Here is a 24,757-nt window from a genome sequence, read left to right on the forward strand (position 1 = left end):
GTCGTCGGGTATGTTTGGTGCAACGGTGCGACTTTCAAGATCAGAACCCAAAGTCTCTGGCCATTTGGTCTATTTCAGATGCAATGAAAGCTTCAAACCTTGGGTTGGGTTGGCGCTTGCGGAAAGAAGCCTCGTAGGGGTCCGGGGCGGAAACGGTGCTACCGGACAAAGCCTCTAGGGTCGCATGCCCGCAAAATGGAACATAGACCTCGGAATATCCGCCTTCATGAACCAGAACCAGTTTTCCACCGCAGATGTTTTCAGCCAGAATTTTGGTGCGTAGAGTCAGTTCACGGAACGTCTCTGCGGTGGCAAGGGTCTGGGACAAAGGGTCAAGGACTGAGGCATCGAACCCGCAGGCGACAATGATAATGTCAGGTGCGAAATCCGTGATCGCAGGGCGCACGATACCGTCAAAGGCGCGCAAATAGCCTTCGTGACCGGTACCTGCAGGGATGGGGATGTTCATGTTGAAACCCTCGCCTGCGCCCGCACCACGATCCGTCACGGCGCCGCTGTCGATGGGGTAGTTGTTTTCCTGATGGATGCTGATGGCCAGAACATCGTCACGATTGTAGTAGATGGCCTCAGTGCCATTGCCGTGGTGTACGTCCCAGTCCAACACGGCGACTTTGGCAGCCATGCCCTTGGACTGTGCAGCCTCGATTGCGATGGCGATGTTGTTCAGCAAACAAAACCCGTTTGGAAAATCAGGCAGACAATGGTGACCGGGCGGGCGGGACAATGAGTAGGCGTTGTCCAAAGACCCTGTCAAAACGGCGTCTACGGCAGCGACGGAAAGACCCGCAGACAAGGCGGCAATTTCATAGCCACCTGTTGCGAATGGTGTGCGTTGACCCAATTCGCCGCCACCTGCATCGGAGAGGGCTTTGAATGCGTCAAGATAAGAAGCCGGGTGCACTCGCAGCAAATCGTCAGATGTCGCCATAGGTGCTGTTCGCACGTCCAGATCTGCAGTCAAACCGGTGACTTCCATTAGGTTCTTTAAACGACGTTTGGTTTCGGGACTTTCCGGCAATCCACCCGCCGACAGTGGTTGAACCAACCCGCCAACCGGTTGCGTCATCGCATAGTTGCCACCTGTGTGCCAAAATGTCTTTTCATCCCAGAAAAAGCCAGTTGCCATGTGATCCTCCGCTTCCCTGGCAACCGTGACAAAACACACAAAAAATGTCCAGCTTAGCCCAAAGCAGGTAAGAGGTGCGGGAACCCGCACCTTACCCCGGCACTACTGGTCTTTTCCTCTAAAAATCATGGGGGAGCGTGAAACGCGCGGGGGCAAAGCCCCGGCAGCGGATAGGCGCATAAACAATCTAGCCCAAGGAGGATGTAAGGTGCACCTTGGTGCACCACGCCGCAAGACAGAGAAGGTGGGCCAAGGCCCACCTTACGCGCGTTACACTGCGGGGCCGACCATCCCCACAATCTCATAGGTCTTTTTCAAAATCGGGGCCGTGATCTCACGCGCTTGGCTTGCGCCGCGTGCCAGTATCCGATCGATCTCTGCGGGATCATCCATCAAACGCGCCATCTCGCCCGAAATAGGCGAAAGCTTGGCCACAGCCAAATCCGCCAAAAGAGGTTTGAACGTACCAAACTGTTGGCCCCCGACCTCGGACAGAACATCCTCAACAGAGCGTTCGGACAGGGCGGCAAAGATATTAACCAGATTACGTGCCTCGGGACGGCCTTCCAGCCCGTCGATATCAGAGGGCAGTCCGTCAGGATCCGTCTTGGCCTTACGAATTTTCTTTGAAATGACATCCGCGTCATCGGTCATGTTGATCCGTGACGCATCAGATGGATCGGATTTGGACATCTTTTTACAACCGTCACGCAGCGACATAACGCGTGTGGCCGCGCCTTCAATCACAGGCTCCGTCATTGGGAAGAAATCCACACCATAATCATGGTTAAACTTCGCAGCGATATCGCGTGTCAGTTCCAGATGCTGCTTTTGATCTTCACCAACAGGAACATGTGTGGCGTGATACACAAGAATATCCGCCGCCATCAAAGCGGGGTACCCAAACAAACCCAGCGATACGTTTTGCGCGTTTTTGCCAGCCTTGTCTTTGAATTGTGTCATACGCTGCATCCATCCCATGCGTGCGACGCAGTTGAAGATCCACCCCAATTGCGCATGTTCAGGCACTTGGGACTGGTTGATCAAAATCGATTTTTCGGGGCTGATGCCGGATGCGATGAAACCTGCCGCCAATTCGCGGGTGTTGTGCAACAGATCCTTTGGGTCTTGCCAGACCGTGATCGCGTGCAGGTCAACCATACAATAAATCGACTGCGCCACCTCGTCTTGCATGGTGACAAACCGTTTGATCGCACCAAGGTAATTGCCAAGGGTCAAACCGCCCGATGGCTGGATGCCGGAAAAGACGCGCGGGGTGAATGTCGTTTCAGTCATGAAAACTATCCTAGATTCTGGCCTAATGTTCTGGGCAAACCGTTTGCGCTGGCTTACCCATGCATGGATTGCCCGTCAACCGAAGGGCGTTTGGCAAACTGCGCTTAATCAAAGGACGCATGCATGCACCAAGATCACAATGCCCCTCCTGTCAATCCGTTGCCGCCCGTTGTGTGGTTGTTGTTTGCGGGCATCGCTGTTCCAGAGCTGATCTTTTTGATGGCTGAAAATCGCATGATCGGTGGGGCAGAAGCCATTGGATGGCGCACGAATGCGTTTGGGAACTACGGGTTTTCCGGCATCGCCTTTGACTGGATGATCCGCAACAATCAGGCACCTTTCGAATACGCCATGCGCGTTTTCACCTATCCCTTTTTGCACCAAGCCTTCACGTCTGCGATTTTTTCGGGTGTCATGTTGCTGGCGATGGGCAAGTTGGTGGGCGAAGCCATGGGACAGCTTGCGGTCATTTTGATCTTTGTTCTTTCGGGAGTCTTCGGCGCCATTGTCTTTGGGCTGATTACGGATCAAGCTTGGCTGATCGGTGCCTTTCCATGTGTCTATGGCCTGATCGGCGGGTATAGCTTTTTGTTGTGGCAAAGGCTTGCGGGCACAGGCATGCAGCAATTGCAGGCCTTTCGACTGATTGCATTTTTGATGGGCATCCAGCTGTTTTTCGGTATTTTCTTCGTGACCGGACTGGATTGGATCGCTGAACTGGCGGGCTTTGTTTGCGGCTTTGCGATTTCCGCCGTCGTTATGCCGGGCGGGTTGGCGCGCATTCGGGCGTTGTTACAACGACGCTAAGACCGTTCAACGTCGCACTGCGCCTTTGATCTCGGACAGCTTGAACGCCCCCAAAAGCTGACCCGCACCAAAAAAGCTTAGGATACCAACGGCGACCAACCCAAGAAGCGCCCCATAACGGATACCCGCCATCCCCAAAGCCGGGGTCAGTGCGACATTGGCCATCCACAGACAGCCCCCCATGATCGTTGAGGCCGCCAAAATGCGCCAGATGCGTTTGTGGAACTGAGCGTCGAACCGCGCCACATCGCCCATACGCCGCGCACCAATGGCCAACAAAGCAACCATGACCCATCCCGCCACCGTTGTTGCAATTGCGGGGGCAATCCAGCCGATGGTTGACGTAAGGCCCAGCGCAATCGCCGCGTTGACCACCATCGCCACCAAAGCAAAGCGGAACGGCGTTTTGGTGTCTTCGCGGGCAAAATACAGCGGTTGCAAAAACTTCTGCACCACAAACGCTGGCAGACCCAACCCGTAAATCGACACGGCCACGGCGATCGCCGCCGCGTCGTCGGCCCCCGTCGCTCCACGTGCAAACAGCACCGTGACCAAGGGTAAAGGGATGATCATAAGTGCGACAGCAGACGGGATTGTCAGTGCCAACGATATTTCGGCAGCGCGTGAAAAGGCGTGACGCGCACCCGTTTCGTCACCCGCCATCAAGCGGCGCGACAAGTCTGGCAAAAGCACAATCCCGACAGCAATCCCCACGACCCCCAAAGGTAACTGATACAGGCGGTCGGCTGCAAACAACCAGCTGACGGCCCCTTCAAACTGGCTGGCAGCCAATTGACCCACAACCAGATTGATCTGCATAACACCCGACGCCAAAGCCGCAGGAATGGCCACCAAGACCATCTTTTTCATATCAGGCGTCCAGCGTGGACGTCCCGGACGCAAAGCAAATCCCGCCTGCGCGGCGGCAAACCACGTCAACCCAAGCTGGGCCACGCCCGCAAGCGGAATGGTCCAGATCAACCAATTGATGACCTCACCACCAGAATAGTGGCCCGCAATCATGGCTATAATCACAAAAATGTTCAGCAACACAGGGGCCGCAGCAGCGACCGCGAAACGCCCGGTGGCGTTCAAAATGCCTGAAAACAAAGCCGATAGGGACATAAAGAAGATGTAGGGAAACACGATCTTGCCAAAGCCCACCGTCAGATCGAACCGCGCGTCTTCCGCAAAGCCTCCGGCCGTCGCCCACACCAAAGCTGGCATGAAGACCATCGCCAAAGCCGTCAGGATCAACACCACAAACGCCAACCCGTTCAAAGCATCGCGGGCAAACTTTGCGGCCTCGGTATCCGCTTCCAGCTTTTTGGAGAACATCGGCACAAACGCCGCGTTGAACGCCCCTTCTGCAAAGAAGCGCCGGAACATGTTGGGCAACCGAAAGGCCGCCACAAAGGCATCCATCATTGGCCCGGGTCCGATCAGCGACAGGATCAAAATCTCGCGGACGAAACCCAAAATACGCGACATCAGCGTCCAGAACCCAACCGTTAAAAAGCCAGACATCAATCGGATGGGTTTCAAGTCGCGGCCTTTCGCAGATGCATTGCGTCTTGGGGTAAAGGGTTGGCCGCACTGTGACAAGTGCCTGCCCACTTGCTCTTGTTCGGACACTGGCGTAGCAGTTTTTCCATCTTGTTAAGGAATGTGCCCATGGCCGAGGTCCAAAACCGCTTTGTTATCCTGTCCGCAGCACGGTCTGGCAGCACAGCTTTTACAACGACATTGGGCGCACATCCCAAGGTCTATTGCCACGGCTCCCCTTTTTTCAGCTCACCCCGATGGAAATCAGCACTGCACAAAGAAGCAGAAGATGTCGTTGATTTGGGTAAACGCGAAACAGATCCCGTTGGACTGGTTTACGATATTTTGAACTTCACCCCCGGCCCGCCCAATGTGGGGTGCAAGCTGTGGCACAACGCAGACAAAGGCCCCACAGCCGCGATCGAAGCCTTGGCCGCTGACGAAACCATCAAAAAGGTTATTCTGAACCGCGAAAACCTATTGGCCGCCCATTCTTCAGGCGTGGTCATGCAAATGCGCCGTCAACAGCCGGAGCTGTTTGAAGATCCGGAGACAAAACCCAAATTGAATTTCGACAAAACTGCATTTTTGCGGTTTGCCAATCGCAGAATGAAGTGGTTTGAAGACTACAGAACCATGTCCAAAGGGGATGTTATTGAAATCCCCTACATCAACTTGATGACAGACGGCATCGACGCGATGCGCCCGTTTTTGAAATTGCACCCCTACCGCCTGCGCCAACGCACCGAAAAGGTTGGATCGGGCGACATCATCGGGCGTTATGATGCGGAGTATCACCCCGAAATCCGCGCGGCCCTTGACGAACTCGGGCATCCCGAATGGAACCGTGAAGACCACCGCACGGACTAGGCTCAGGACCCATTAATCCTGTGGCGCCTGATTTGGTGGAACTGTCCATCTGCAGCTTGTCCCATCAACGTAAGGGCGTCGATCTGCGCTGGCATCGCTATGCCAGTCAGTGCCTGCTCCAAAATGGCCGAGGCTTGTGCTGCTGTCGGTTTGTCCAACCGGTCCGTTAACGTCATGTGAAAGCGGAACGCATCCAGCACATGCGGATACCCCCATTTGTCCAGATAGCCGCGTTGCTGTGGCGTCAAACGATGCGGGGCGCGACGTTCAATTTCTGCAGCGCTTAGGGGCGCGCGAAAGACGTCTAGGTCTTGCACAACCTGCGCCGCAAGCCCTTGCAACAGATTGGTATCGCCCTTTGGCACAAGCGCCAGAAACCGCCCCAAACTGGCCAGATGCAATTGCGGCAAAGGGGCGATTTGGACGGTGCTGCACACCGCGTCAAACCCCGCCTCCAAGTCTTGTTGCCGCATGCCTTCGGCCAGCCTAAACGGTGCTTTTATGGTGCCATGAAACCCGTATTTGTGCGGGTTTTGTGTGATTTCCGCGACATCAAGGCCAGCCGTCGTGAAACGCGGCGTCTTTGCCCCCGACGCACTGTCCCATCCAAGCCATTGGGCCGCAAAACGCGCCAGATCACTGTCAGTCGGACAGGTATAAAAGACGGCATAGCGTTCAAACATCGCGTCAATACCCCATCGCTGCGCCGTCTTTGCGCGGGTCCGATCCCCCCGTCAAAACGCCCTGTTCCCAATCGATCCAAATGGCTTGCGACCCGCCAATCGGGCGCTCTGGTGCTTTCAGCCGGTGACCACGCGCTGTCAGCGCATCCTGAATATCTTGTGGCACCGTGCCTTCAATTTCAACGGCGTCGTCGTCGGGATCCACCATAGTGCGCGGTGCATCCATCGCCTCTTGGATGTCCATGCCATAGTCCAGCATGCGCGTCAGAAACTGCATATGCCCAAAGGCTTGATAGTGCCCGCCCATCACCCCGAAGGGCATCACGGCGCGGCCTTTCTGTGTCAGCATACCCGGTATGATGGTGTGCAAAGGACGCTTGCCACCTGCGATACAATTGGGGTGGCCCGGTTCCAGCGAAAACCCATGGCCGCGGTTTTGCAGAACAACGCCGGATTTAGGCGCAACAAAGCCTGACCCCCAGCCCATGTACAGGGTGTTGATAAAGGAACAGGCGTTGCGATCCTTGTCTACCACGCTCAGATAAACCGTATCGCGGTGGCGGGTCAGGGGAATATCGGCAGGGGGTTCCTGGGCGCGCGTCATGTCGATTGCATCCACCAAGCGCTGTGCGTAGTCATCCGACAAGATGTCTTCCACAGGCACATCCGCAAACGCAGGATCCGCAACATAAAGATTTCGGGCGCGGTACGCCAAACGGCACGCTTCCAGTTCAAGATGCAACCGGTCTGTGGTCACTGGCCCGTCAATCACATCCAGCTTCGACATCATGTTCAGCAACAACAAGACGATGATCCCTTGCCCATTGGGGGGACATTCATGCACGGTATAGCCGCGAAAGTCTGTTGTGATCGGCGTGACATATTCGCCTTTGGTGGCTGCGAAGTCCTGCATACTGTGCAACCCGCCTTTTGAGCGCAGGTAGTCCACCATGTCTTGCGCAATCTCGCCTTCGTAGAACGCATCGCGGCCATGGGTGGATATGGCCTCAAGCGTGTCGGCCAGTTCCTTTTGAAAATGCATCTCGCCCACCTTGGGCGGTTTGCCACCCGGCAAGAAAATACGCGCTGCGTTTTCATCTGTCCGCAACAACGGCGCACAGGCCTCGAAATCGGATGCGACGCGCGACGATAAAGGGTATCCATGGCGTGCATAGTTGATGGCAGGGGCCAACACATCGGCCAACGGCATGCGCCCGTGATCCGCGTGCAACCGCGTCCAGCCGTCGATGGCCCCCGGAACGGTCACGGCATGCGGCGACATGCGTGAAAATTCGGTGACGCCTTGATCACGGTAATAGGCGATGTCTGCGGCTGCAGGGGCGCGTCCCGATCCGTTGAACCCGATGACTTTGTCACGGCCTTCCGGGGCATAAAGGCAAAAGCAATCCCCGCCGATGCCTGTTGATCCGGGTTCCGTCACACATTGCACAGCAACCGCAGCAATAGCCCCGTCCATCGCATTTCCGCCAGCCTTCAGCATATCCAGCGCAGCCTGACTGGCCAACGGATGGGATGTAGCGGCCATACCGTGAGGGGCGTGAACGGGTGAACGGCCAGGAAGTTCCAGATTGCGCATGACGCCCCCTTTTTTGCAGTGTGATGGCCCTACGATGGCAACTGTGCAGAAGGGATGCAAGGCGCACCGCCCTTGCCCTTGGCCCGTGCCACGGGTTAGGTGCACACCGCATGGGCCTGCGCGGCGCATAGCCAACAGGGATGTTAACACATGGACGATACAGTCATTGCCACGATCACAGCCTCAGCAGGCCGCCGTTTGCTGGGCATATTGTCTATGGGCACTTTGGGGGTTCTGGTCATCACGATTTGCTTTTTGGCCCCACCGGCGCCAGGACTTATCGTATTTCTTCTGGCTGTCGGCGCCGCATCCCTGTGGGCTGCTGAAAATATGCGGCGCGCAACGACGTTGACGATCGAGCTTACGGAAGAAGGGTTGCGCGACAGCTCTGGTGAAGTGCTGGCGCGGCTGGATGATATCGCCGGTATTGACCGTGGCGTCTTTGCCTTCAAACCGTCCAACGGCTTTTTGCTAAGCACCAAAACGCCGGCCACCCGTGTATGGCGGCCCGGCTTGTGGTGGCGCTTTGGCAAACGCGTGGGTGTGGGTGGCATGACACCGGCGGGTGAAACAAAGTTCATTGCCGATTACATTGCGACCCATGTGGCCCAACGCGACGGTTAACTGCCGCTGCTGGGATCCCACAACACCTGCGGTGCGTATCGGGGGCGGGTGAACACGAAATTCACAATCTCATGGTCAGACAAGCCCGTGTCGAAGGGCGGGTTATACTTGACCCATGTCTCAACCAGCATGACCCGTTCATTGTGCTTCATGATCGGCAAGCGATCTTTCAGCTTCTTGACCGCGTTGTTGCCCAATGCTGATACCCAGCCGCGTTTTTTCGACCAGTCGCGTTTGTAGACGTTGTTATTGGCGTCGTATTTCACGCTGGTGATACGAATGGCAGTATCCGATTCCTCAGCCGCCGTCAGATAGGTCAGCAGATCCTGCGCCCCGTTCATATAGGCAGAGTCCAGATAGGCTGTTTCCCTCGAGATCATGTCACCGATGGTAAACGCGGCCCGCAGATTGACCGTGTGCTGGCGGTAGGCGTGAAAAATGGAGAACATCGTCAGATAAGCCCAGAACAGGGCGGGCAGAATAATCACCGTTTCCACTGCGATACTGGCTTCTTCGTCGCGCCCGAAGCGGGCGGCATAGAACCGCATCTTTTGTTTCAAGTTCATTTTGCGCATTATCTTGGCTCCTGCACAAAGGCGGAGATAGAGACCATTTTAGAGCGGCCCGATCCGTCTTTGGTGAAGGCGTAACCCAGACCCGTGCTTGGGAATACCGGTTTGAACATATAACATGCACGTACCAACATCATTTCGTTGTCCAGACCCAGACTGAACACCGTAGGCGGTTCAATCGGCTGGGAAACATCCACGCAATCAGACGGCATACCAATGCCACCAAAATTGCGGATGTTCACTGGCGTCAGCGACAGGCGCAACGCCGATTCACAATCGGGCAAATTCCCCGCCATATCGCAAATGGAATTCTTGAGATCGTTGTGCGTAAACTGCACCCCGGTTCCCAAGCGTACATTGCGCACGGTCATGTCGACGCCCCGGTCCAGAAACACTTGGCGCATGGAATAGATGCCAAGTTCGATGGACGTCAGGAACAAGGTGAAGATCAAAGGCACCGCGAGGGCAAATTCAATCACCAGCTGTCCGTCTTCATCACGCCCGAAACGGCGCAGGAATTGTTTTGTTTTGCGTATCATTGGGTCAACCTCAACTGGTTGATCTGGCTTGCAATTGATTTGAACGCCTCTGAGATTTCCACACCCTCCACCCGGAAGAAGTGCGAAGGCGAAGAGGCACAGTTCTGCATGACACCGGCGCTGTAGTCGCTGACTTCAAAACCGATAGACCAGATCACGATACCTTGCGCTTTTGCCGCGTCGCAAATGCTGTCCAACATGGTGTCAGCTTGGCTAGACGTGTATTTGACATAGCGCCAGTCGTCGTAGTTCCAGCTGCGTACACCTGCGTAAGACAGATATCTTTCAATTGGCCAATAGTTCCAGTGGCTGTAGTGGTTATCGTTTGCATAATACCACGGCTGGATGCGCCACGTATCCACGTTCTGGCCATCCGTCATCAGAATGACAGTTTTCAGAGTGTCAGGATCATCGTAGTTCGCAGGGCGTCCTGCAAAGATGCCATCGACCTGATTGCTCAGAGACAAAGCTTGCGTCACTGGGCGGAAGGACGGATCAAGCAATGTGACCCCCCATTTCATGCCAAGGTGAATGGCTGTATTCGCACGATACGTCAGGCTATTGATGTTCGACTTCAATGCATTCGCATCTTGCGACATGGGCACGATTTTTTCGTATTCCTGTTTCGGACACCCGGGGTTCTTGATCTTTGTGTTCCAACCATACCAGTTGCTGCTCATCTCAAAGTGCTGCATCTGTTCGTACTGCTTAGACATGCTGATGGTTGTGCTGTTGAAATCGACAGGCTCGAAGTCAACGCAGAACGAATAGGGATGCCGTTCGGTCGCGTTCAATTCTTCAAAGATCGCCTCACCTGCGTTCACTTGCGCCGTGTACGGGACCAAGGACACAGAGATCAGATCTTCGGTCTCTTCCCGTAGAACTTCGTCCACAAATGTCTTCGACGCTGTGCGCAGGTTAGACATTTTGTTATTGTAACGCATGGACCCCGAGATATCGAGAACCATGGAAATCTCGACGTTGGATATCCGTTCTTCGGCTTTGCTGCGTGCAGGCGCGTTGAGTTCGGGAACCCCCATCAAACGCATGAACTGTGTCGGCGTCGGGCTGTTTGCCGTGGCCAGAACCGTGCGATAGTTCAGACCTTCGTCAACGGTAACGCTGCTGAGGTAATCCGCCATGCCGGCTTTGTCGAAGTAATCATTCACAACAGCTTCGGGATCCAGCGTCTGATCAATGTCAGCCGCCGCCAGAACAGCGCGATCAATTGTTGCTTGTAGCTTGGCGCGTTCCATTTCGTTGCGCATGATGTCAACGCCAATGCCACCCACCAACAGCATCATCATCAGGATCATGAGGCCGAACATCGTCATGACGCCGTCCTCGTTACGCGAGAAATGCCGCGCGAACTGCATGGCTTCCACCAGGCTTAGTTTGGGCTTTTCAACGCGGCCCAATGTATTCGTATGCGCACCTAGATCAGACATGGTCGACCTTCCTAAAACTTTTGCTCCACAAGGGCGAAATACCCTTTGCGGCAACAGCGTATGTGCATCGCAAATGTGTTTGAAATCAGGCAACACGGGGAAGAGTGTGTGAAGAATTCGCTGATTCAAGGACAATCGCAGCCCTTCGGCGGCATTGTTAACCAAATAATAACCTTTTCCGGATTGCGACGCCAAGCTGCGCCAACACCCGATTTTCAGCGGTAAAACCCAACTGCCCAAGTCTACGACAGGCAATTGTTCTGCCAAATTCCGGTTTTACGCCGCAGTTGTTTTTACAAAAAGCACAAAAAAGTCGCACATGTTAACCTAGTCGTCATAGGCTGCATGCACAGATCAACCCAACCATGAGTCGTTCTGTCGGGAAAAGGAGACCTCGAATGAGTGCACCCAATGAGCCTAGCTTTCGTGAAAGTGTGGATATGATGTTCAACCGCGCAGTGGCGTTGATGGACTTGCCGCCAGGCTTGGAAGAAAAAATCAGGGTGTGTAACGCCACCTATACCGTACGCTTCGGTGTGCGGTTGCGCGGCCAAATCCAGACCTTCACAGGGTATCGTTCTGTGCATTCCGAACATATGGAACCGGTCAAAGGCGGCATTCGCTTTTCTTTGGGTGTCAATCAGGACGAAGTGGAAGCTCTCGCGGCCTTGATGACGTACAAATGTGCGTTGGTCGAAGCGCCGTTTGGCGGATCAAAAGGCGGTTTATGCATCGATCCGCGCCAATACGACGAACACGAATTGGAACAGATCACACGACGGTTCGCATATGAGCTGATCAAACGCGATCTTATCAACCCGTCCCAAAACGTGCCCGCCCCCGATATGGGAACCGGCGAACGCGAAATGGCGTGGATGGTGGATCAATACGCACGAATGAACACCACTGACATCAATGCAAAGGCCTGTGTCACAGGCAAACCGCTGAATGCGGGCGGCATTGCCGGCCGTGTCGAAGCCACCGGCCGCGGGGTGCAATATGCCTTGCGCGAGTTTTTCCGAGACACGGAAGGTGTGAAAAAAGCTGGCCTGACAGGCACGCTTGACGGCAAACGTGTTGTCGTTCAGGGCCTCGGCAATGTGGGCTACCACGCGGCCAAGTTTCTGGCGGCTGAAGATGGCTGCAAGGTTGTGGGCATCATCGAACGTGATGGTGCTTTGGTTGATACAAAAGGGTTGGATGTCGATGCAATCCAACACTGGATCAGCACGCATGGCGGTATTGCGGGTTATCCCGATGCAACCTTTGTGGAAAATGGCGCCAAAGTTCTGGAAGAAGAATGCGAAATTCTGATCCCGGCGGCCTTGGAAGGTGTGATCAACCTAAGCAATGCGGCAAATATCAAAGCACCGCTAATCATCGAGGCGGCAAACGGACCTGTGACAGCCGGTGCGGATGCAATCTTGCGTGACAAAGGCACGGTCATCATCCCTGATATGTATGCCAATGCCGGCGGTGTGACCGTATCTTATTTCGAATGGGTCAAGAACCTGAGCCACATTCGTTTTGGCCGTATGCAGCGTCGTCAGGAAGAAGGACGGCACCAGTTGGTTGTCGATGAACTGGAGCGTCTAAGCTCGGACAGCGGGATTGGTTGGCAATTGTCACCCGACTTCAAAGATCGCTATCTGCGCGGTGCGGATGAATTGGAACTGGTACGATCCGGTCTCGATGACACGATGCGCATTGCCTACCAGTCCATGATGAATGTCTGGCACTCGCGCGATGATGTGCAGGATCTGCGTACAGCGGCCTATCTGGTGTCCATCGACAAGGTCGCCAGCAGCTACAAAGCCAAAGGGCTTTAACACCCATCCCGAAGCCGCAAAACCAAGTGGCTTCGGGAACCATCAAAAATTGCGCCCGCTGGAAATCACCGTTCGGGACCAATCTTGCGGTCAGCGTCAACGCCAGCTTGGCGCCACAGCGTTTGGATGAACGCCGGCAATTTCTGACATGATGTCCGTCACTGGCAATCCCGTGGCTGCCATGACCGCCGCGCGGTAAGGTGGTAAATTTGTACATTCAAACAAGATGTGGCGATGTGCCGGGGTTTGATGTTTTTGCACCAAGTCAACCAGTTCGGCCTGCGCCTGCCCCGCATCTAATCCTGACGTATTGCCTTCAATGACGGCACGCAAATGGTGTTCAGGCCGCAACCCCACAATGGATGTCTGGAATGCGGACTGCTCCCCCAAATGCACTGGCGTCAATTTTGCCGCATCAAAGGTCACGATCATAAGTTGGTCCGGCGTAAAGCCCACGGCCAACCGATCCAAAGCCCCCAATGCCGAACATATCAAAACCTGCGATGTCAGTGATTGCAGATGAGACTGCCAATATGACAAAAATCCGCACGATGTGACGACGACCGCACCCCGCGCCTGACGCAGCGCATCTTCAAAAGGGGCGATATCCACCAAATCAGGACGATCGCTGACCACGTTCTGCACTGTCGCAGAGGGCACCCGGATCACTTCCATCGGCAACGCATAGCTTTGGGCGCACCCGACATCCCCCGCAATACGCGGGAAATGTGTGTCCAGTTGCAAGACGGTGATCGCAGGCCGCATGTCTACTGGATGTTGTTGGGCAGCCATGTCGCAAGCCCCGGCCAAATCACCAGAATAACCACCATCAGCAGCATCAACGCGACCATGGGCAAAGCGACCTTCGAAATATAGCCAATCTCGTGTTTTGTCATGCCTTGCAGCACAAACAGGTTGAACCCGATGGGCGGTGTGACTTGCGCCATCTCAACCACGACCACGATGAAAATCCCAAACCAGATCACGTCGATGCCCGCCTGACGGATCATCGGCTCGACGATCGCCATGGTCAGAACAACCGATGAAATCCCGTCCAGAAACATCCCCAAGATGATGTAGAACACAGTCAAGGCCGCGATCAGCGTGATGGGCGAAAGCTGCATCTGGTCGATCCATGCGGCCAACGCACGCGGCAATCCGGTGAACCCCATCGACAACGACAAGAACGCCGCCCCCATCAGGATCAAAGCGATCATGGCCGAGGTGCGCGTGGCCCCCATCAGGCTTTCAAAGAAGGCCGATGCGGTCAGCGATCGTTGGAACGCCGCCAATGTCAAAGCCCCGATGACACCCACTGCCGCTGCTTCCGTTGCGGTGGCCCAACCGAAATACATTGACCCGATGACGGCAAAAACAAGACACAGCACCGGGATCAGGAACCGGCTTTCTGCAAGCATTGTGCCGAAACTCATCGGCGGTTCTGGTGCGGGTCGTTGATCGGGTTTGATGAAGTGCCAAAACACAATGTAGCTCATGAACAACGCCGCCAGCACGAGGCCCGGAATGATGCCTGCCATAAACAACTTAATGATGCTTTCGTTGATCGACACACCGTAGACGATCAAGGTAAGCGACGGGGGGATCATCAGGCCAAGCGTCGCTGCCCCCGCCAAAGTACCGACGATCATGTATTCGGGATAACCGCGTTTGCGCAGCTCGGGGATCGACATTTTGCCGACCGTGGTCAGGGTCGCCGCGGATGATCCCGAAACAGCCGCGAATATGGTGCACCCCGCGATATTGGTGTGTAGCAATCCACCCGGCAGCCAGCGCATCCACGGGGCAAGCCCGCGGAACATGTCTTGTGACAATCGGGTGCGATACAAGATTTCACCCATCCAGATAAACAATGGCAAAGCCGTTAACGTCCAACTGCTGGAGCTGGTCCAGATGGTGGTGATCATCGCATCGCCTGCGGGGCGCACAGTGAACAGTTCCATCCCAACCCAAGCGACCCCCATCAGGGCAAGGCCGATCCAGATGGACGACCCAAGCAGGGTGAACAGAACGAAAAGGAAAACGATGGTGGCGTAGGCTTCGGTCATTCGACGGCCTCCGATTTGATCGGGTTGGTGCCGGTGACCAGCAAACGATAAAGCGTGTCCCAAAGGGCAATCGCCAACAAAACTGTACCGATGGACATGGCCAGTTGCGGGATCCAGACGGGGGTGTAGACCAGTTTGTCGCCCGCCTCTGCGATGCCCGCGAAATCAAGCCGGAACAGCGCCACAACCCATTCGGGGATTTGGTCCTGCCCTTGGGTGCGGTCGTTCAGCATCTCGGAAAATCCGTTGGCCTTGATCGCGTAGCGCGAAAAATAGGTGGCGATTACAGCAGCGGCAAACACTGCAAAGATATCAAGCCATTTCTTCGTGAAATTCGTGGCATTCAAAAGGATCGACACACGAATATGTGCCCCCCGCGTCATGGCGTGACACAGCGCAAAGAAAGACGTGGCGGCCATGGCGTAGCCTGCAAACTCAGTCGTGCCCGGCAACGCGAACCCCACCCAACGCGAAATCATCTGCGCCACGATCAGCCCCAGAATGGTACACATGAAACAAGCCGAAATGATGCCAGAGGCAAGGTAAACGCGGTCCAGCACTTTCCACAGCGGCCGCAACGGGCGTTCCAAACGTGCCCCCAGCACAAAGCAGACCAAACCCAAGACGCTGGGCAAAACAAACAGCCACGCCCAAAGCGGCAAGCCCATCACGGGCGACCAATCGCGCATCACGCATATCCTTTTGGGAAAAGAGAAAGGCCAGCCCCGAAAGGCTGGCCCTGAAGATGCTTAGTTGTTGTAAGCGTCGAGGATTTTCTGACCGTCCGCGCCAGCCGTTTCCAGCCACTCAGCCGTCATTTTCTCACCGATGGCTTTCAATTCAGCCAGGAAATCAGGCCCTGCATCTTCCACGGACATGCCGTTCTTGGCCAGCTCTTCAAAGTAGAAGTTCGCCAGTTCCTCGGACTTTGCAGCACAGGATGCGCCTGTTTCGTCCGCCGCTTTCTGGATGCCTGCCTTGGTGTCGTCGCCCAGCGCGTCCCAGGCTTGGGCGTTGACCATCACGTAGTTGCGCGGCAGCCATGCGTTGACCTTGTAATAGTGGCTCAGGTGTTCCCAAACCTTGCGGTCATAGCCTGTGGACCCTGACGAGATGAACGCCGATGCCACGCCTGTTGCCAAGGCTTGCGACAGTTCTGCCGCTTCGATCTGCACAGGGATCATGCCCAGCTCTTCCGCAAATGTCGCTGTCGCTGAGTTATAGGAGCGGAATTTGATGCCTTGTGTGTCAGCCGAAGATGCGACTTCCTTGTTGAAATAGAACCCCTGCCCCGGCCATGGGCATGTGTACAGCGCGACCAGATTAAGGTCCGCCAGCTGCGCGTTCACAGTGTCCTTGGCAGCCGCCCACAGTTTGGAGTTGTCGGCATATGTAGTCGCCACAAACGGCAGGTTGTCCCACCCCAAAAGCGGGGCCTCATTGGCATGCGCTGACATAAAACGTTCGCCGATTGGCACTTGGCCGGTTTGCACGGCGCGTTTGATATCGCCGCCGCCAAACAGCGATCCGCCCGGATGCACGGTGATGTCGATGGCACCATTTGTGTATTCGCGCACGCGATCCGCAAACATCACGCCTTGTTCAGAATGGAAATTCGTGGCCGAATACGCCATCGGCATGTCCCATTTCTGGGCATGACCATCTGCGAATGCCGTGGTGGCTGCAACCGCACCAGCAATAGCTGTGCTGGCGATTTTTGTGAATGAAGTCATTGGTCTCTCCCTGAAGCAGGGTCTAGCGCCCCACATATTTTTTTGGATCGAAAGGCGACATGTCCATGTTGGGACTGCGCCCGTTGATCATGTCTGCGATGATCCGACCCGTTTTCGGGCCACCTGTCAACCCAACGTGCTGGTGCCCGAAAGCCGAATAGCTTTTGCCCTGCGCGTCATTGGCCCCGATCAAAGGCAGGCTGTCGGCGGGTGCGGGGCGGTGCCCCATCCATTCCACCACGCGGTCGTAGGTGATATTTGGCAAAACCGCTTCAACCTGACGACGCAGCAATTCAAACGGCGCACGGCTTGGGGCGGCATCCAGTCCTCCGAATTCGATCACACCCGCGGCACGGATGCGCCCGTCCATCGGCGTTACGACAAATTTCCCGGATGCCACCATCATCGGGTTCTTTGGCATCGACGACGGGTTCACCAGTTCAATATGATACCCACGCTCGCTTTCAAAGGGCACCTTCACCCCAAGCTTGTGCGCGATGGCCTTTGACCAAGGCCCCATCGCAAACACGATACGGTCAGCCTGCAGTGTGCCGCTGTCGGTGTGCAAAGCCGTGACGCTCCCGTCTGCCACATCTATATCGCTGATGGCCGTAATCGCCAGCTGCCCGCCCTGATCCACAAAGTGATCCGCCAACGCTTTTACGTAGGCGCCCGGATCACTGATGCGTCCATGATCGTGGCACCGCACGACTTTGGCAAAGACATTTCCATATGCCGGATCATCCGCCAAATAATCTTCGCCAGACACAACATCATATGACAGTCCGACCTCGCGTCGTTTCAGCCATCCATAGGCATCTGCCGCGAAAGCCGCCGGAGTGGCATACCCGAAGCAATAATTTTCGCACGTGATAAATTTTGCGGCAGGTGTATCTTTGGCCAGAGCTTCATGTTGCGCCACAGTATCGTGCAACAGCCCCGCCATGGATTTGGCGTATAGCGTAACGTGTGCGTCGTTGGCATGCTGCAGGTACCGCTGCAAAAATGGCAAAAGACGCGGCAAGTAAGACCACTTCAGGAACAAAGGCGCGTTGGGGTTAAACAGCATCCCCGGAGCACGCCGCAACAAACCCGGAGTTGTAACCGGAATAACAGAGCCAGCAGCCAGAACGCCTGCATTCCCGTGGCTGGTGCCTTTTCCCGGCCCCTCGCGGTCCACAAGCGTCACCGAATGTCCGGCGCGTTGCAACCAAATGGCCGTCGACACCCCGACAATACCTGCCCCTGCCACGATAACGTCCATGATGCCGTTCCTTGCCTCAGTCCCAAATCGCCTTAAGGCATAGCGGCAAAGCAAAGGCCGCTTCAACGTGTTTGTCAAAGCGGCCTTGATGCAGGTTTGATGTTTTACGCGCCTTGCAACTGCGCCTTAATCGCGTCAGCAGCCGCGAAGGCCAGCGCAGACAAGGTCAGTGTGGGGTTCGCTGTGGTGATCGTCGGGAATACGCCGTCGCCCACCAAAAACAGGTTAGAGTGGTCCCACGACCGGCTGGTTTTATCGACGACGGAAGTCGCGGCAACGTCCCCCATGCAATAGGTGCCAACAAGATGCCCCGCCCCGTAATACTGGAACCCCAGAGGTACAGGTTGCGGCACACTGTTTGCGTCTCGTGCGCAAACATTTGGATCCATCAGCTCAGGCGGCAGCGTGCCAAACACATCCGGGTCAGGGTTTTCAAACCAGTTGGGGTTGTCGACCATCGCGCCCCCTTTGCCCGCCACTTGCTGTGAGTTGCGCGTATAGTTCGTAACCCCCATTTTGGCATAGACCTGCCGGCTGAATATCTCGGCATAGGCAAAGCCACGCCGCGTGTATTCAGACAATTGATAATCGATGATCGGGCGCGGCACACCCAGCCCGTCCGTGATCCCAAGACTGCGGTCGATGCGCACACGGCTGTCAGGATCGGGCGATTGTTCCACCAGAAACCCCATCCGCCATTGGCGCGTGAAGGCATCGTTCAGCCGGTTCACCAGATCCGTGCCAAACAGCGTTTGCGCCGCCCCCCCCGGTCCTTGGTTGTTCAGGCCAGACATATTGGTTCCGCTGATAAAGTCATTCGTGGTTGTCCACGGATCACCGTTCGAAAAGTTCCACCCCTCGTTGCCAATCTCGACCCGCCACGCAGCACGGTCGGCGCGGTAAGGCCCATCCCGCAAGGATTCGATGCCTGCTGTCGTCAGTGGCCCCCGGAACCCGTAGATTTGCTGGTTCATCAAGGACCATGACAGGTACAGCGGATGGTCCATCAGATTGCGCCCCACCTGATCGGAGGAATTCGCAACGGTGCCGCTGCCATCGCCCAGATCAGACAGCAAAAGCAGCTTGGGCGTTTCAATCGCATGGGCCGCGATGACGTAAATCTTGGCCGTCACCGTCACCGGATCGCTTTGCGTCAACACGCCGTTTTCGGTCTTCCACGTGGTGTATTCCACCCCCGTCACCGGCGCGCCGTAGCTTTGCGCGATGACGCGTTTGACCACGGATTGCGCCAGCACAGTCACGTTGCCGGTGCTTTGCGCGTTACTCATGGTGACGGTCGCGTCGTATTTCGCCTGAATGGGGCAGATGGGGATGCAGTTGGTGTTGCCTGCACACACGCGGCGCTGTGCATAGGGTTGCGAATTGCGTCCTGCGGGGGTCGGCGTCACAACGATCGACTGATCGCCAAACCCAAAGTAACCATCGGTTCCATTTACAAATTCGCCCACGGTTTGATCCACCACCGACAGGGGCAACTCGGGCATGGGGTATTCGTAGCCGTCCGGGTATTCCAATCCGATGCTGGCCAGATCGGTTTCTTGCACGCTGGTGGTGGCAGAAACCCCGATCTCGGCCTCGGCACGCGCATAGAGGGGCAGCATTTCAGTGTCTTGAATGGGCCAGTTCTTCAAGGGGTAGTCAGGATTTCCGGCGCCATAAGCATCCTTCATGCGAAAGTCGTTTTTCAAAAACCGCAAGCTGGTGCCAAGCCAGTGCCACGTGGTGCCACCCGCGACCCTTTCATAGGTGCTGAGGAACGGTTGCGGCCCTTTTTGCAGCAGGTAGGAGACATTGGGATCAAAGATGAACCCGTCGTCATTGCCCAAGGTTTGCTGCCAGCCTGCCGAGACATTCGACGAAAACGTATCAGAAACCGTGGCGCGGGGCGTCGGCTCTGCGTTTGGGTCAGAAAATAAGGCAGGCGGATAGGGCGATTCCGGCGTTTTGACGGAATTCTTGAAGAAGGTGCTCATATACTCCTGACGCTCTGTCGGGGGCGTTTCCGGTCCCGATTCCAGCACAAGAATTTTGGTGTTCTTCAACTGCGCCAATTCCTTGGCAACGATAGAGCCGGACACGCCAGCGCCCACGATGATGATATCGAAATCTGTGTCGGACATCAGCTTGTCCCCCCTGTCGCATCTGGATTGCCTGTGGTCAGCGCAAGGCTGGCGGCGGGGTCTTTTGCCCAATAGCCGAAGGTGAAAGGGCTGTTGCCCATCGCGTGACTTTGCATGACCTGCCATGACAATCCGCGAATGTAGGACTGTTCAGATACCACTTCTTGTTGGGTGGTGTCCTCGGGGTTGTACCACGATCCGAGATACCAAAGCTTGTTGATCGACATGGCCAAACGCACCATTTCAGCCGAAATGGCGACAGTTTCGGAACCCCCTTTCATGGTTTCGGCCCAAGCGTCACCGCCCGTGGCACCGGTACTTGTTACAACGGCAAATGTATCCAAAAGCGCTGTGAAATTGGTAGGGTCCTTGGCCATGATGTAGTCGAAATACACCTGCTTCAGGTTCACGGGGTCCACCGACGGCGCAAACATGCTGGGGTCGAACCCCGTAAGGGCGGCGGACAGGCTGACAAAATTGTCCATTTGACTGCTCATTGTGTCGGTCCTTTCGCGCGCTCAAGCAAATAGGTGAAATCGGAGAACGTCCCATCCGTCATCGTCGCGTCCTTGTGGCACGAAATGCAGTTGGACGAGGCTTGGGGCACGGTGCCTTGAATGTAGCTTTCAAGGGTTGTGTTGGCCAAAAAGGTTGGCGCAGGGGCGCCTGTCGGGTCCACAGGATTCAACGATGTGCACCAGCCGTTTTCCGCACTTGGTGTTGTGGGCGTTCCCAATGTGGCTTGGGTTGGCCACTGCGTTGAAATCAAGTGATAGTTTTCCCAGACCGTTCCTTTGGTCAGTTCATTTTGCACAACCGTGTTCATGGCGACAGTGTGGTCGGTGACTGGGATCGACCGCTCGATCTGGCTTTTGCCCATGTTCTGCGCAACCGGTTGCACATGCGGGTTCCAAGGTTGGGCCGGCGGCGTGTTCACGTCGTTGCAGTCTTCACAGTCCGGCTGGAAGTAATTGTAGGAGGCACGACTTTGTGGCCGGCCGGCTTCGGGCACGTTTGCCACATGTTCAAAGGTGGACCACAGCCATTGTGGATCGTTGATGGTCTTGTGACCGATGTGAAAGCCAACCAACCCCATCTGCTGAATTTCGCAGGATGCGGGTTTGTCGTTAAGTGCAGGCGTATAGACCAATGCTTCGGTTGCATGAAAATCAGCGGCCACATCGGTTCCTGCAATCACCTTCCACGCCGCTTTGACCATCATCGCACCTTGTTGGCCCTGCGGGCTGCATTTGGATCCAGTTGCGTCCGGATCACAGCTGCATGTGAAGTTCACGGCATTGCCAGCTTGCGAAAATGCGGCTTGCCCCGCCTTATTATACAATTGGTTTTCAGTGATATAATCGTACATCGGCTGGTTCACAGAAATTGCAAAACGGCTGTACCACCCGTTGGTGTCAATCAAAGGACCAGAATTGAAGGGCTGGGTTGCCTCTTCCAGAAGATCAGGATGTTTGCCGATCTGACTGATAACACGCAGACCCTTCGTGTCGCCCAACGCTTTGCATTCATCCGGAATTTCACGTGGTGGTGTTGCCCCAGCAGCCCCGGGGTCTGCGCCACCTGTCAGGAAGATGTCACTGCTTTCTGCCCATGTTTCCCACACAGTTTCGTTGTCGCCGCTTTTGTCCCCAAACGCCCCGTCCGGAGAGTGATTGAGCGCAAGAAATGAGTTCCACGAGTAGGAATCAAATGCGCATTGCAGGTTGTCCAAGGAAAAATCGCCGTCCGTGATGGACCCAAAATCCGGAATTGCAGGGATGGTTGTGCCGTTAATGAGTGTTTGCGTGGTCGCGGCACATTCCACCTGTGCAGTCGTTTGTGCTGTTGGCGTTGCTGCGCCACCAGATGCCAAAACCGTTTCTTTTGTGGCGGGCATGAGCGTAAAATACAGTCCCACCAGAACCGCGATAAAAATCGCAGCAGCCAAAATGCGTTTCATGGTAAAATCCATTATGTCTAAAATACCTGACAACCATGACACGAAATCGTGATCCGTCAAAGTAATTTTTCAACTGTATGAACAGACTGATTTGTCTTTAAGGGCGCTTTGGCCACCATTGTCTTTTTCGTCGTGTTGCCAAATTTTTGCCAGAAATACGAAGTAGTGTAGATGAAATACTGGCGGCGTTCAGTGTTTGTAAAACTGTCCCGACTAACCTTACCCAGTACAAAACATCACAAGACCAGTTTAGGAACGCTGCACATGTTATTACGATTACGAAATGCCATTGTTTTCATGTGTCTAAGCGTCGGTTTTTCAGGCGCTGCAACTGCGGACGGGCCGTTGCAAATCCTGACGATGGGCGATTCCATGATGGCGTCCCATAGCCTTTCGAAACGCGCCATCCCGAATGTGATTGGCAAGGCTGTCAACGCGCGTGTGGTGGACAGATCCGTATCGGGCGCACGGATTATCTACAATCTGCCCATCACAGGCAGTATGGGACTGAACATCGCAAAACAGTTCCGGCCCGGACAATGGGATTGGATCGTCGTGAATGGTGGCGGCAATGACCTATGGCTGGGTTGCGGGTGTCGAAAGTGCGATCGGAAGATGAACCGCATGATTACAAAAACCGGTGCCCGCGGGGAAATTCCCAACATGGTCCGGAAGTTACGCAGCACCGGGGCGCAGGTAATTTATGTCGGATATTTACGCAGTCCGGGCACCGGATCACCCATTGAACAATGTCGGGACGAAGGCAACGAGCTGGAAAGCCGCATCAGCAAATTGGCTGCTTCAGACAAAGGTGTCCATTTCGTATCATTGGCGAATTTAGTGCCCAATGGTGATCGTTCCTACCACGCTTTGGATATGATCCACCCATCCCTGAAGGGCAGCCGCGCCATCGGTCAACGCATCGGCCAGGTGATCAAGAAATAAACTATACGGCGCGATAAAAGCGACCACGCCAAAGTGCTGTGCGGGTGGTGACTTCAAAGCAACGTAAAGTCCGGACAAAGCAGCGCAGCGGCCAGAACTGCACTACCTACTGACTGACCTGTCCAAACAAACCATGCGGGCTATGGGAGGAATACATCCCACTGCATGAAGCCGCCGCGCGATCGTTTTAAGGCCATTGGATTGAACAATACCCTATCATTGTAGAACTGCTTGACGGCAGAAATTTATCGCAACCGTTTCAATAGGGTCTTCTGCACAAGTTGCGTCCAAGCATGCCTTGACCACTTAGGGCGCCAGCCAGCCTTTGCCTGTTGCCACCTGCAGTTCGACCCAAGCCAAAACAAGATCCCGACGCGCCCCAAGAAGGGAAAACCGTGAACTCGACAACGCGGTTTCCGCATCAAGAACATCTGTAATCGGCGACGCGCCATTTTCATAACTTGCGCGTGACAATGCTACCAGGTTTGTGGACGCATCGGTCACACGGCGGAACGCTGCAACCTGACCGTTGAGGCCCTGCAAAAGGCTAAGCGACGTTTGCACGTCTTCCGTCGCGGATAGCACTGCACTGCGCCATTCAATTTCTGCTTGCTTGGCTTGCGAAATTGCTGCGTTTCGACGGGCAGCCAGCACGCCACGGTTGAGAACGGGCAAGGCAATCGCGGGTCCAAAGCTCCAGGTGCCTTGCGAAGAAATCGCAATGTCGCCCCGCAAGTTCAAACTTGGATAAAGCTGGGCTTCCGCAACACCAATACCTGCGGTTGCCGCCGCAAGCGCACGTTCAGCGGCCCGTATGTCAGGACGGTTGCGCACCAAATCCGCCGGCACCCCCGTTTTGCCAATACGGTTTGGCGATGGCAATCGCGCACCGCGTTGCATTTGAACCAGCAATGGACCAGCAGGCTGTGCCAAAAGGGTGGCCATCCGAAACACATTGGCTTCAAAATTGGCCCGCAAAATAGGAAGATCCGCTTTTGAGCGGTCCAGTACCTGACGGGCTTGTTGCACCTCAAGCTGGGACGCATCGCCTGCATCCAAACGAATGCGAACCAATTCCAAAGTCCGGTTTTGGCTTGCAACTGTCCGGCGCGAGATTTCAGCGGCATTCTGGAAGTAACGCGCATTTACGTAACTGCTGGTGAGTTCGGCCAAGTAACCCAACCGGACCGTCGACGCATTGAATTGCGCTTGCTCAAGTCCGGCCTCGGCCTGTTCCACGCCACGGCGGAACCCGCCAAACAAATCAAAAACAAAATTGGCGTCCCCGGACACGGCATTTGTGCGCACGCGCCCTACCCCTGCGTCACGCCGTGTCGACTGCACACCGATGCCGCCCGTCACCTGCGAGTTTTCGCCGGTTTGACCAAGCTGTGCTCGGGCCGCTTCGATCCGCTCTAGACTGGCAGCAATGTCAAGGTTTTGGGCCAGACCTTTCGCGATTAGCTCATTCAGCAATGGCTCTTTCAAGCTTTTCCACCAAGCAACTTGCGCGGCATCCATCAAAGCAGACGATCCACCCCCTACGAATTGCGCAGACGCTTCGGCTTTGGGTGGCACGTAACCGGGGCCAACAACAGAGCAACCAGCCACCACAAGAAAGCTGAAAGCCGCCAAATATTTACGCAAATTCAAAGTCATATCAGACCTTTTCGTGAAGGGTTGAACACTTT

22 protein-coding genes are annotated in these 24,757 nt (G+C 55.3%); 5 read left to right on the plus strand and 17 right to left on the minus strand.

Going from position 1 to position 24,757, the window contains the following annotated elements:
- Positions 1-40 precede the first annotated feature (40 nt).
- The gene (locus ASD8599_RS16815) at positions 41-1,147 is read right to left on the minus strand and encodes a class II histone deacetylase (RefSeq protein ID WP_108829605.1); all 1,107 of its coding nucleotides are present in this window, start codon (positions 1,145-1,147) and stop codon (positions 41-43) included.
- 270 nt (positions 1,148-1,417) lie between these two features.
- Positions 1,418-2,443, minus strand: coding sequence for a tryptophan--tRNA ligase (trpS, locus tag ASD8599_RS16820; protein ID WP_108829606.1), 1,026 nt, complete (start codon positions 2,441-2,443; stop codon positions 1,418-1,420).
- A gap of 123 nt (positions 2,444-2,566) precedes the next feature.
- Between trpS and ASD8599_RS16825 the strand changes: the two genes are divergently transcribed.
- Positions 2,567-3,250, plus strand: a complete 684-nt coding sequence (locus ASD8599_RS16825) for a rhomboid family intramembrane serine protease (protein WP_108829607.1) — start codon at positions 2,567-2,569, stop codon at positions 3,248-3,250.
- Between the two features lie 6 nt (positions 3,251-3,256).
- Here ASD8599_RS16825 and murJ read toward each other — a convergent pair whose 3' ends face one another.
- Positions 3,257-4,795, minus strand: a complete 1,539-nt coding sequence (gene murJ, locus ASD8599_RS16830; protein ID WP_108829608.1) for a murein biosynthesis integral membrane protein MurJ — start codon at positions 4,793-4,795, stop codon at positions 3,257-3,259.
- 129 nt (positions 4,796-4,924) lie between these two features.
- On the opposite strand from murJ, the gene ASD8599_RS16835 reads away from it, so the two are divergent.
- Entirely contained in the window at positions 4,925-5,665 is a 741-nt protein-coding gene (locus tag ASD8599_RS16835; RefSeq protein WP_108829609.1) for a sulfotransferase family protein, read from the plus strand.
- A gap of 2 nt (positions 5,666-5,667) precedes the next feature.
- Here ASD8599_RS16835 and ASD8599_RS16840 read toward each other — a convergent pair whose 3' ends face one another.
- Complete coding sequence (locus ASD8599_RS16840; protein WP_108829610.1) at positions 5,668-6,348, minus strand: DUF1045 domain-containing protein; 681 nt, start codon at positions 6,346-6,348, stop codon at positions 5,668-5,670.
- Positions 6,349-6,352: 4 nt separating this feature from the next.
- Positions 6,353-7,945: a gamma-glutamyltransferase gene (gene ggt, locus ASD8599_RS16845; protein WP_108829611.1), complete on the minus strand. Its 1,593-nt coding sequence runs from the start codon at positions 7,943-7,945 to the stop codon at positions 6,353-6,355.
- Between the two features lie 150 nt (positions 7,946-8,095).
- Between ggt and ASD8599_RS16850 the strand changes: the two genes are divergently transcribed.
- On the plus strand, positions 8,096-8,569 hold the full coding sequence (locus ASD8599_RS16850) for a hypothetical protein (RefSeq protein WP_108829612.1): 474 nt from the start codon (positions 8,096-8,098) through the stop codon (positions 8,567-8,569).
- On the opposite strand, the gene ASD8599_RS16855 is transcribed toward ASD8599_RS16850, so the two are convergent.
- The 3 genes from ASD8599_RS16855 to ASD8599_RS16865 are packed head-to-tail and all read right to left on the minus strand — an operon-like array spanning position 8,566 to position 11,128.
- Complete coding sequence (locus tag ASD8599_RS16855) at positions 8,566-9,144, minus strand: TadE/TadG family type IV pilus assembly protein (RefSeq protein WP_108829613.1); 579 nt, start codon at positions 9,142-9,144, stop codon at positions 8,566-8,568. The two genes, ASD8599_RS16850 and ASD8599_RS16855, sit on opposite strands and share 4 nt — an antisense overlap.
- Positions 9,144-9,680, minus strand: coding sequence for a TadE/TadG family type IV pilus assembly protein (locus tag ASD8599_RS16860; RefSeq protein WP_108829614.1), 537 nt, complete (start codon positions 9,678-9,680; stop codon positions 9,144-9,146). Before ASD8599_RS16860 ends, ASD8599_RS16855 begins: the two co-directional genes overlap by 1 nt.
- Positions 9,677-11,128, minus strand: a complete 1,452-nt coding sequence (locus ASD8599_RS16865; protein WP_108829615.1) for a TadE/TadG family type IV pilus assembly protein — start codon at positions 11,126-11,128, stop codon at positions 9,677-9,679. The genes ASD8599_RS16860 and ASD8599_RS16865 overlap by 4 nt, the downstream gene beginning before the upstream one ends.
- Positions 11,129-11,526: 398 nt before the next feature.
- On the opposite strand from ASD8599_RS16865, the gene ASD8599_RS16870 reads away from it, so the two are divergent.
- The gene (locus ASD8599_RS16870; RefSeq protein ID WP_108829616.1) at positions 11,527-12,957 is read left to right on the plus strand and encodes a Glu/Leu/Phe/Val family dehydrogenase; all 1,431 of its coding nucleotides are present in this window, start codon (positions 11,527-11,529) and stop codon (positions 12,955-12,957) included.
- A gap of 96 nt (positions 12,958-13,053) precedes the next feature.
- Here ASD8599_RS16870 and ASD8599_RS16875 read toward each other — a convergent pair whose 3' ends face one another.
- The 8 genes from ASD8599_RS16875 to ASD8599_RS16910 form a co-directional block, all read right to left on the minus strand.
- A complete protein-coding gene (locus ASD8599_RS16875; protein WP_245926075.1) occupies positions 13,054-13,749 on the minus strand; it encodes an aspartate/glutamate racemase family protein in 696 nt (231 codons plus the stop codon).
- Positions 13,725-15,023 carry a TRAP transporter large permease gene (locus tag ASD8599_RS16880; protein ID WP_108829618.1) on the minus strand — a complete coding sequence of 433 codons (1,299 nt, stop codon included), beginning with the start codon at positions 15,021-15,023 and terminating at the stop codon, positions 13,725-13,727. The genes ASD8599_RS16875 and ASD8599_RS16880 overlap by 25 nt, the downstream gene beginning before the upstream one ends.
- Positions 15,020-15,712 (minus strand): TRAP transporter small permease, encoded by a 693-nt coding sequence (locus tag ASD8599_RS16885; protein WP_108829619.1) that lies wholly within the window; start codon positions 15,710-15,712, stop codon positions 15,020-15,022. The genes ASD8599_RS16880 and ASD8599_RS16885 overlap by 4 nt, the downstream gene beginning before the upstream one ends.
- Before the next feature lie 60 nt (positions 15,713-15,772).
- Positions 15,773-16,756, minus strand: a complete 984-nt coding sequence (locus tag ASD8599_RS16890; protein ID WP_108829620.1) for a TRAP transporter substrate-binding protein — start codon at positions 16,754-16,756, stop codon at positions 15,773-15,775.
- 22 nt (positions 16,757-16,778) lie between these two features.
- Entirely contained in the window at positions 16,779-18,020 is a 1,242-nt protein-coding gene (locus ASD8599_RS16895) for an NAD(P)/FAD-dependent oxidoreductase (protein ID WP_108829621.1), read from the minus strand.
- Positions 18,021-18,124: 104 nt separating this feature from the next.
- Positions 18,125-20,161: a GMC oxidoreductase gene (locus ASD8599_RS16900; RefSeq protein WP_219928860.1), complete on the minus strand. Its 2,037-nt coding sequence runs from the start codon at positions 20,159-20,161 to the stop codon at positions 18,125-18,127.
- The gene (locus ASD8599_RS16905) at positions 20,161-20,658 is read right to left on the minus strand and encodes a hypothetical protein (protein WP_108829622.1); all 498 of its coding nucleotides are present in this window, start codon (positions 20,656-20,658) and stop codon (positions 20,161-20,163) included. The genes ASD8599_RS16900 and ASD8599_RS16905 overlap by 1 nt, the downstream gene beginning before the upstream one ends.
- The gene (locus tag ASD8599_RS16910) at positions 20,655-22,121 is read right to left on the minus strand and encodes a cytochrome C (protein WP_108829623.1); all 1,467 of its coding nucleotides are present in this window, start codon (positions 22,119-22,121) and stop codon (positions 20,655-20,657) included. The genes ASD8599_RS16905 and ASD8599_RS16910 overlap by 4 nt, the downstream gene beginning before the upstream one ends.
- A gap of 264 nt (positions 22,122-22,385) precedes the next feature.
- On the opposite strand from ASD8599_RS16910, the gene ASD8599_RS16915 reads away from it, so the two are divergent.
- Positions 22,386-23,066, plus strand: a complete 681-nt coding sequence (locus tag ASD8599_RS16915; RefSeq protein ID WP_245926077.1) for an SGNH/GDSL hydrolase family protein — start codon at positions 22,386-22,388, stop codon at positions 23,064-23,066.
- Between the two features lie 306 nt (positions 23,067-23,372).
- Here ASD8599_RS16915 and ASD8599_RS16920 read toward each other — a convergent pair whose 3' ends face one another.
- On the minus strand, positions 23,373-24,725 hold the full coding sequence (locus tag ASD8599_RS16920; RefSeq protein ID WP_108829624.1) for an efflux transporter outer membrane subunit: 1,353 nt from the start codon (positions 24,723-24,725) through the stop codon (positions 23,373-23,375).
- Between the last annotated feature and the right edge of the window lie 32 nt (positions 24,726-24,757).

The organism is Ascidiaceihabitans donghaensis (assembly GCF_900302465.1).
Lineage (GTDB): Bacteria > Pseudomonadota > Alphaproteobacteria > Rhodobacterales > Rhodobacteraceae > Ascidiaceihabitans > Ascidiaceihabitans donghaensis.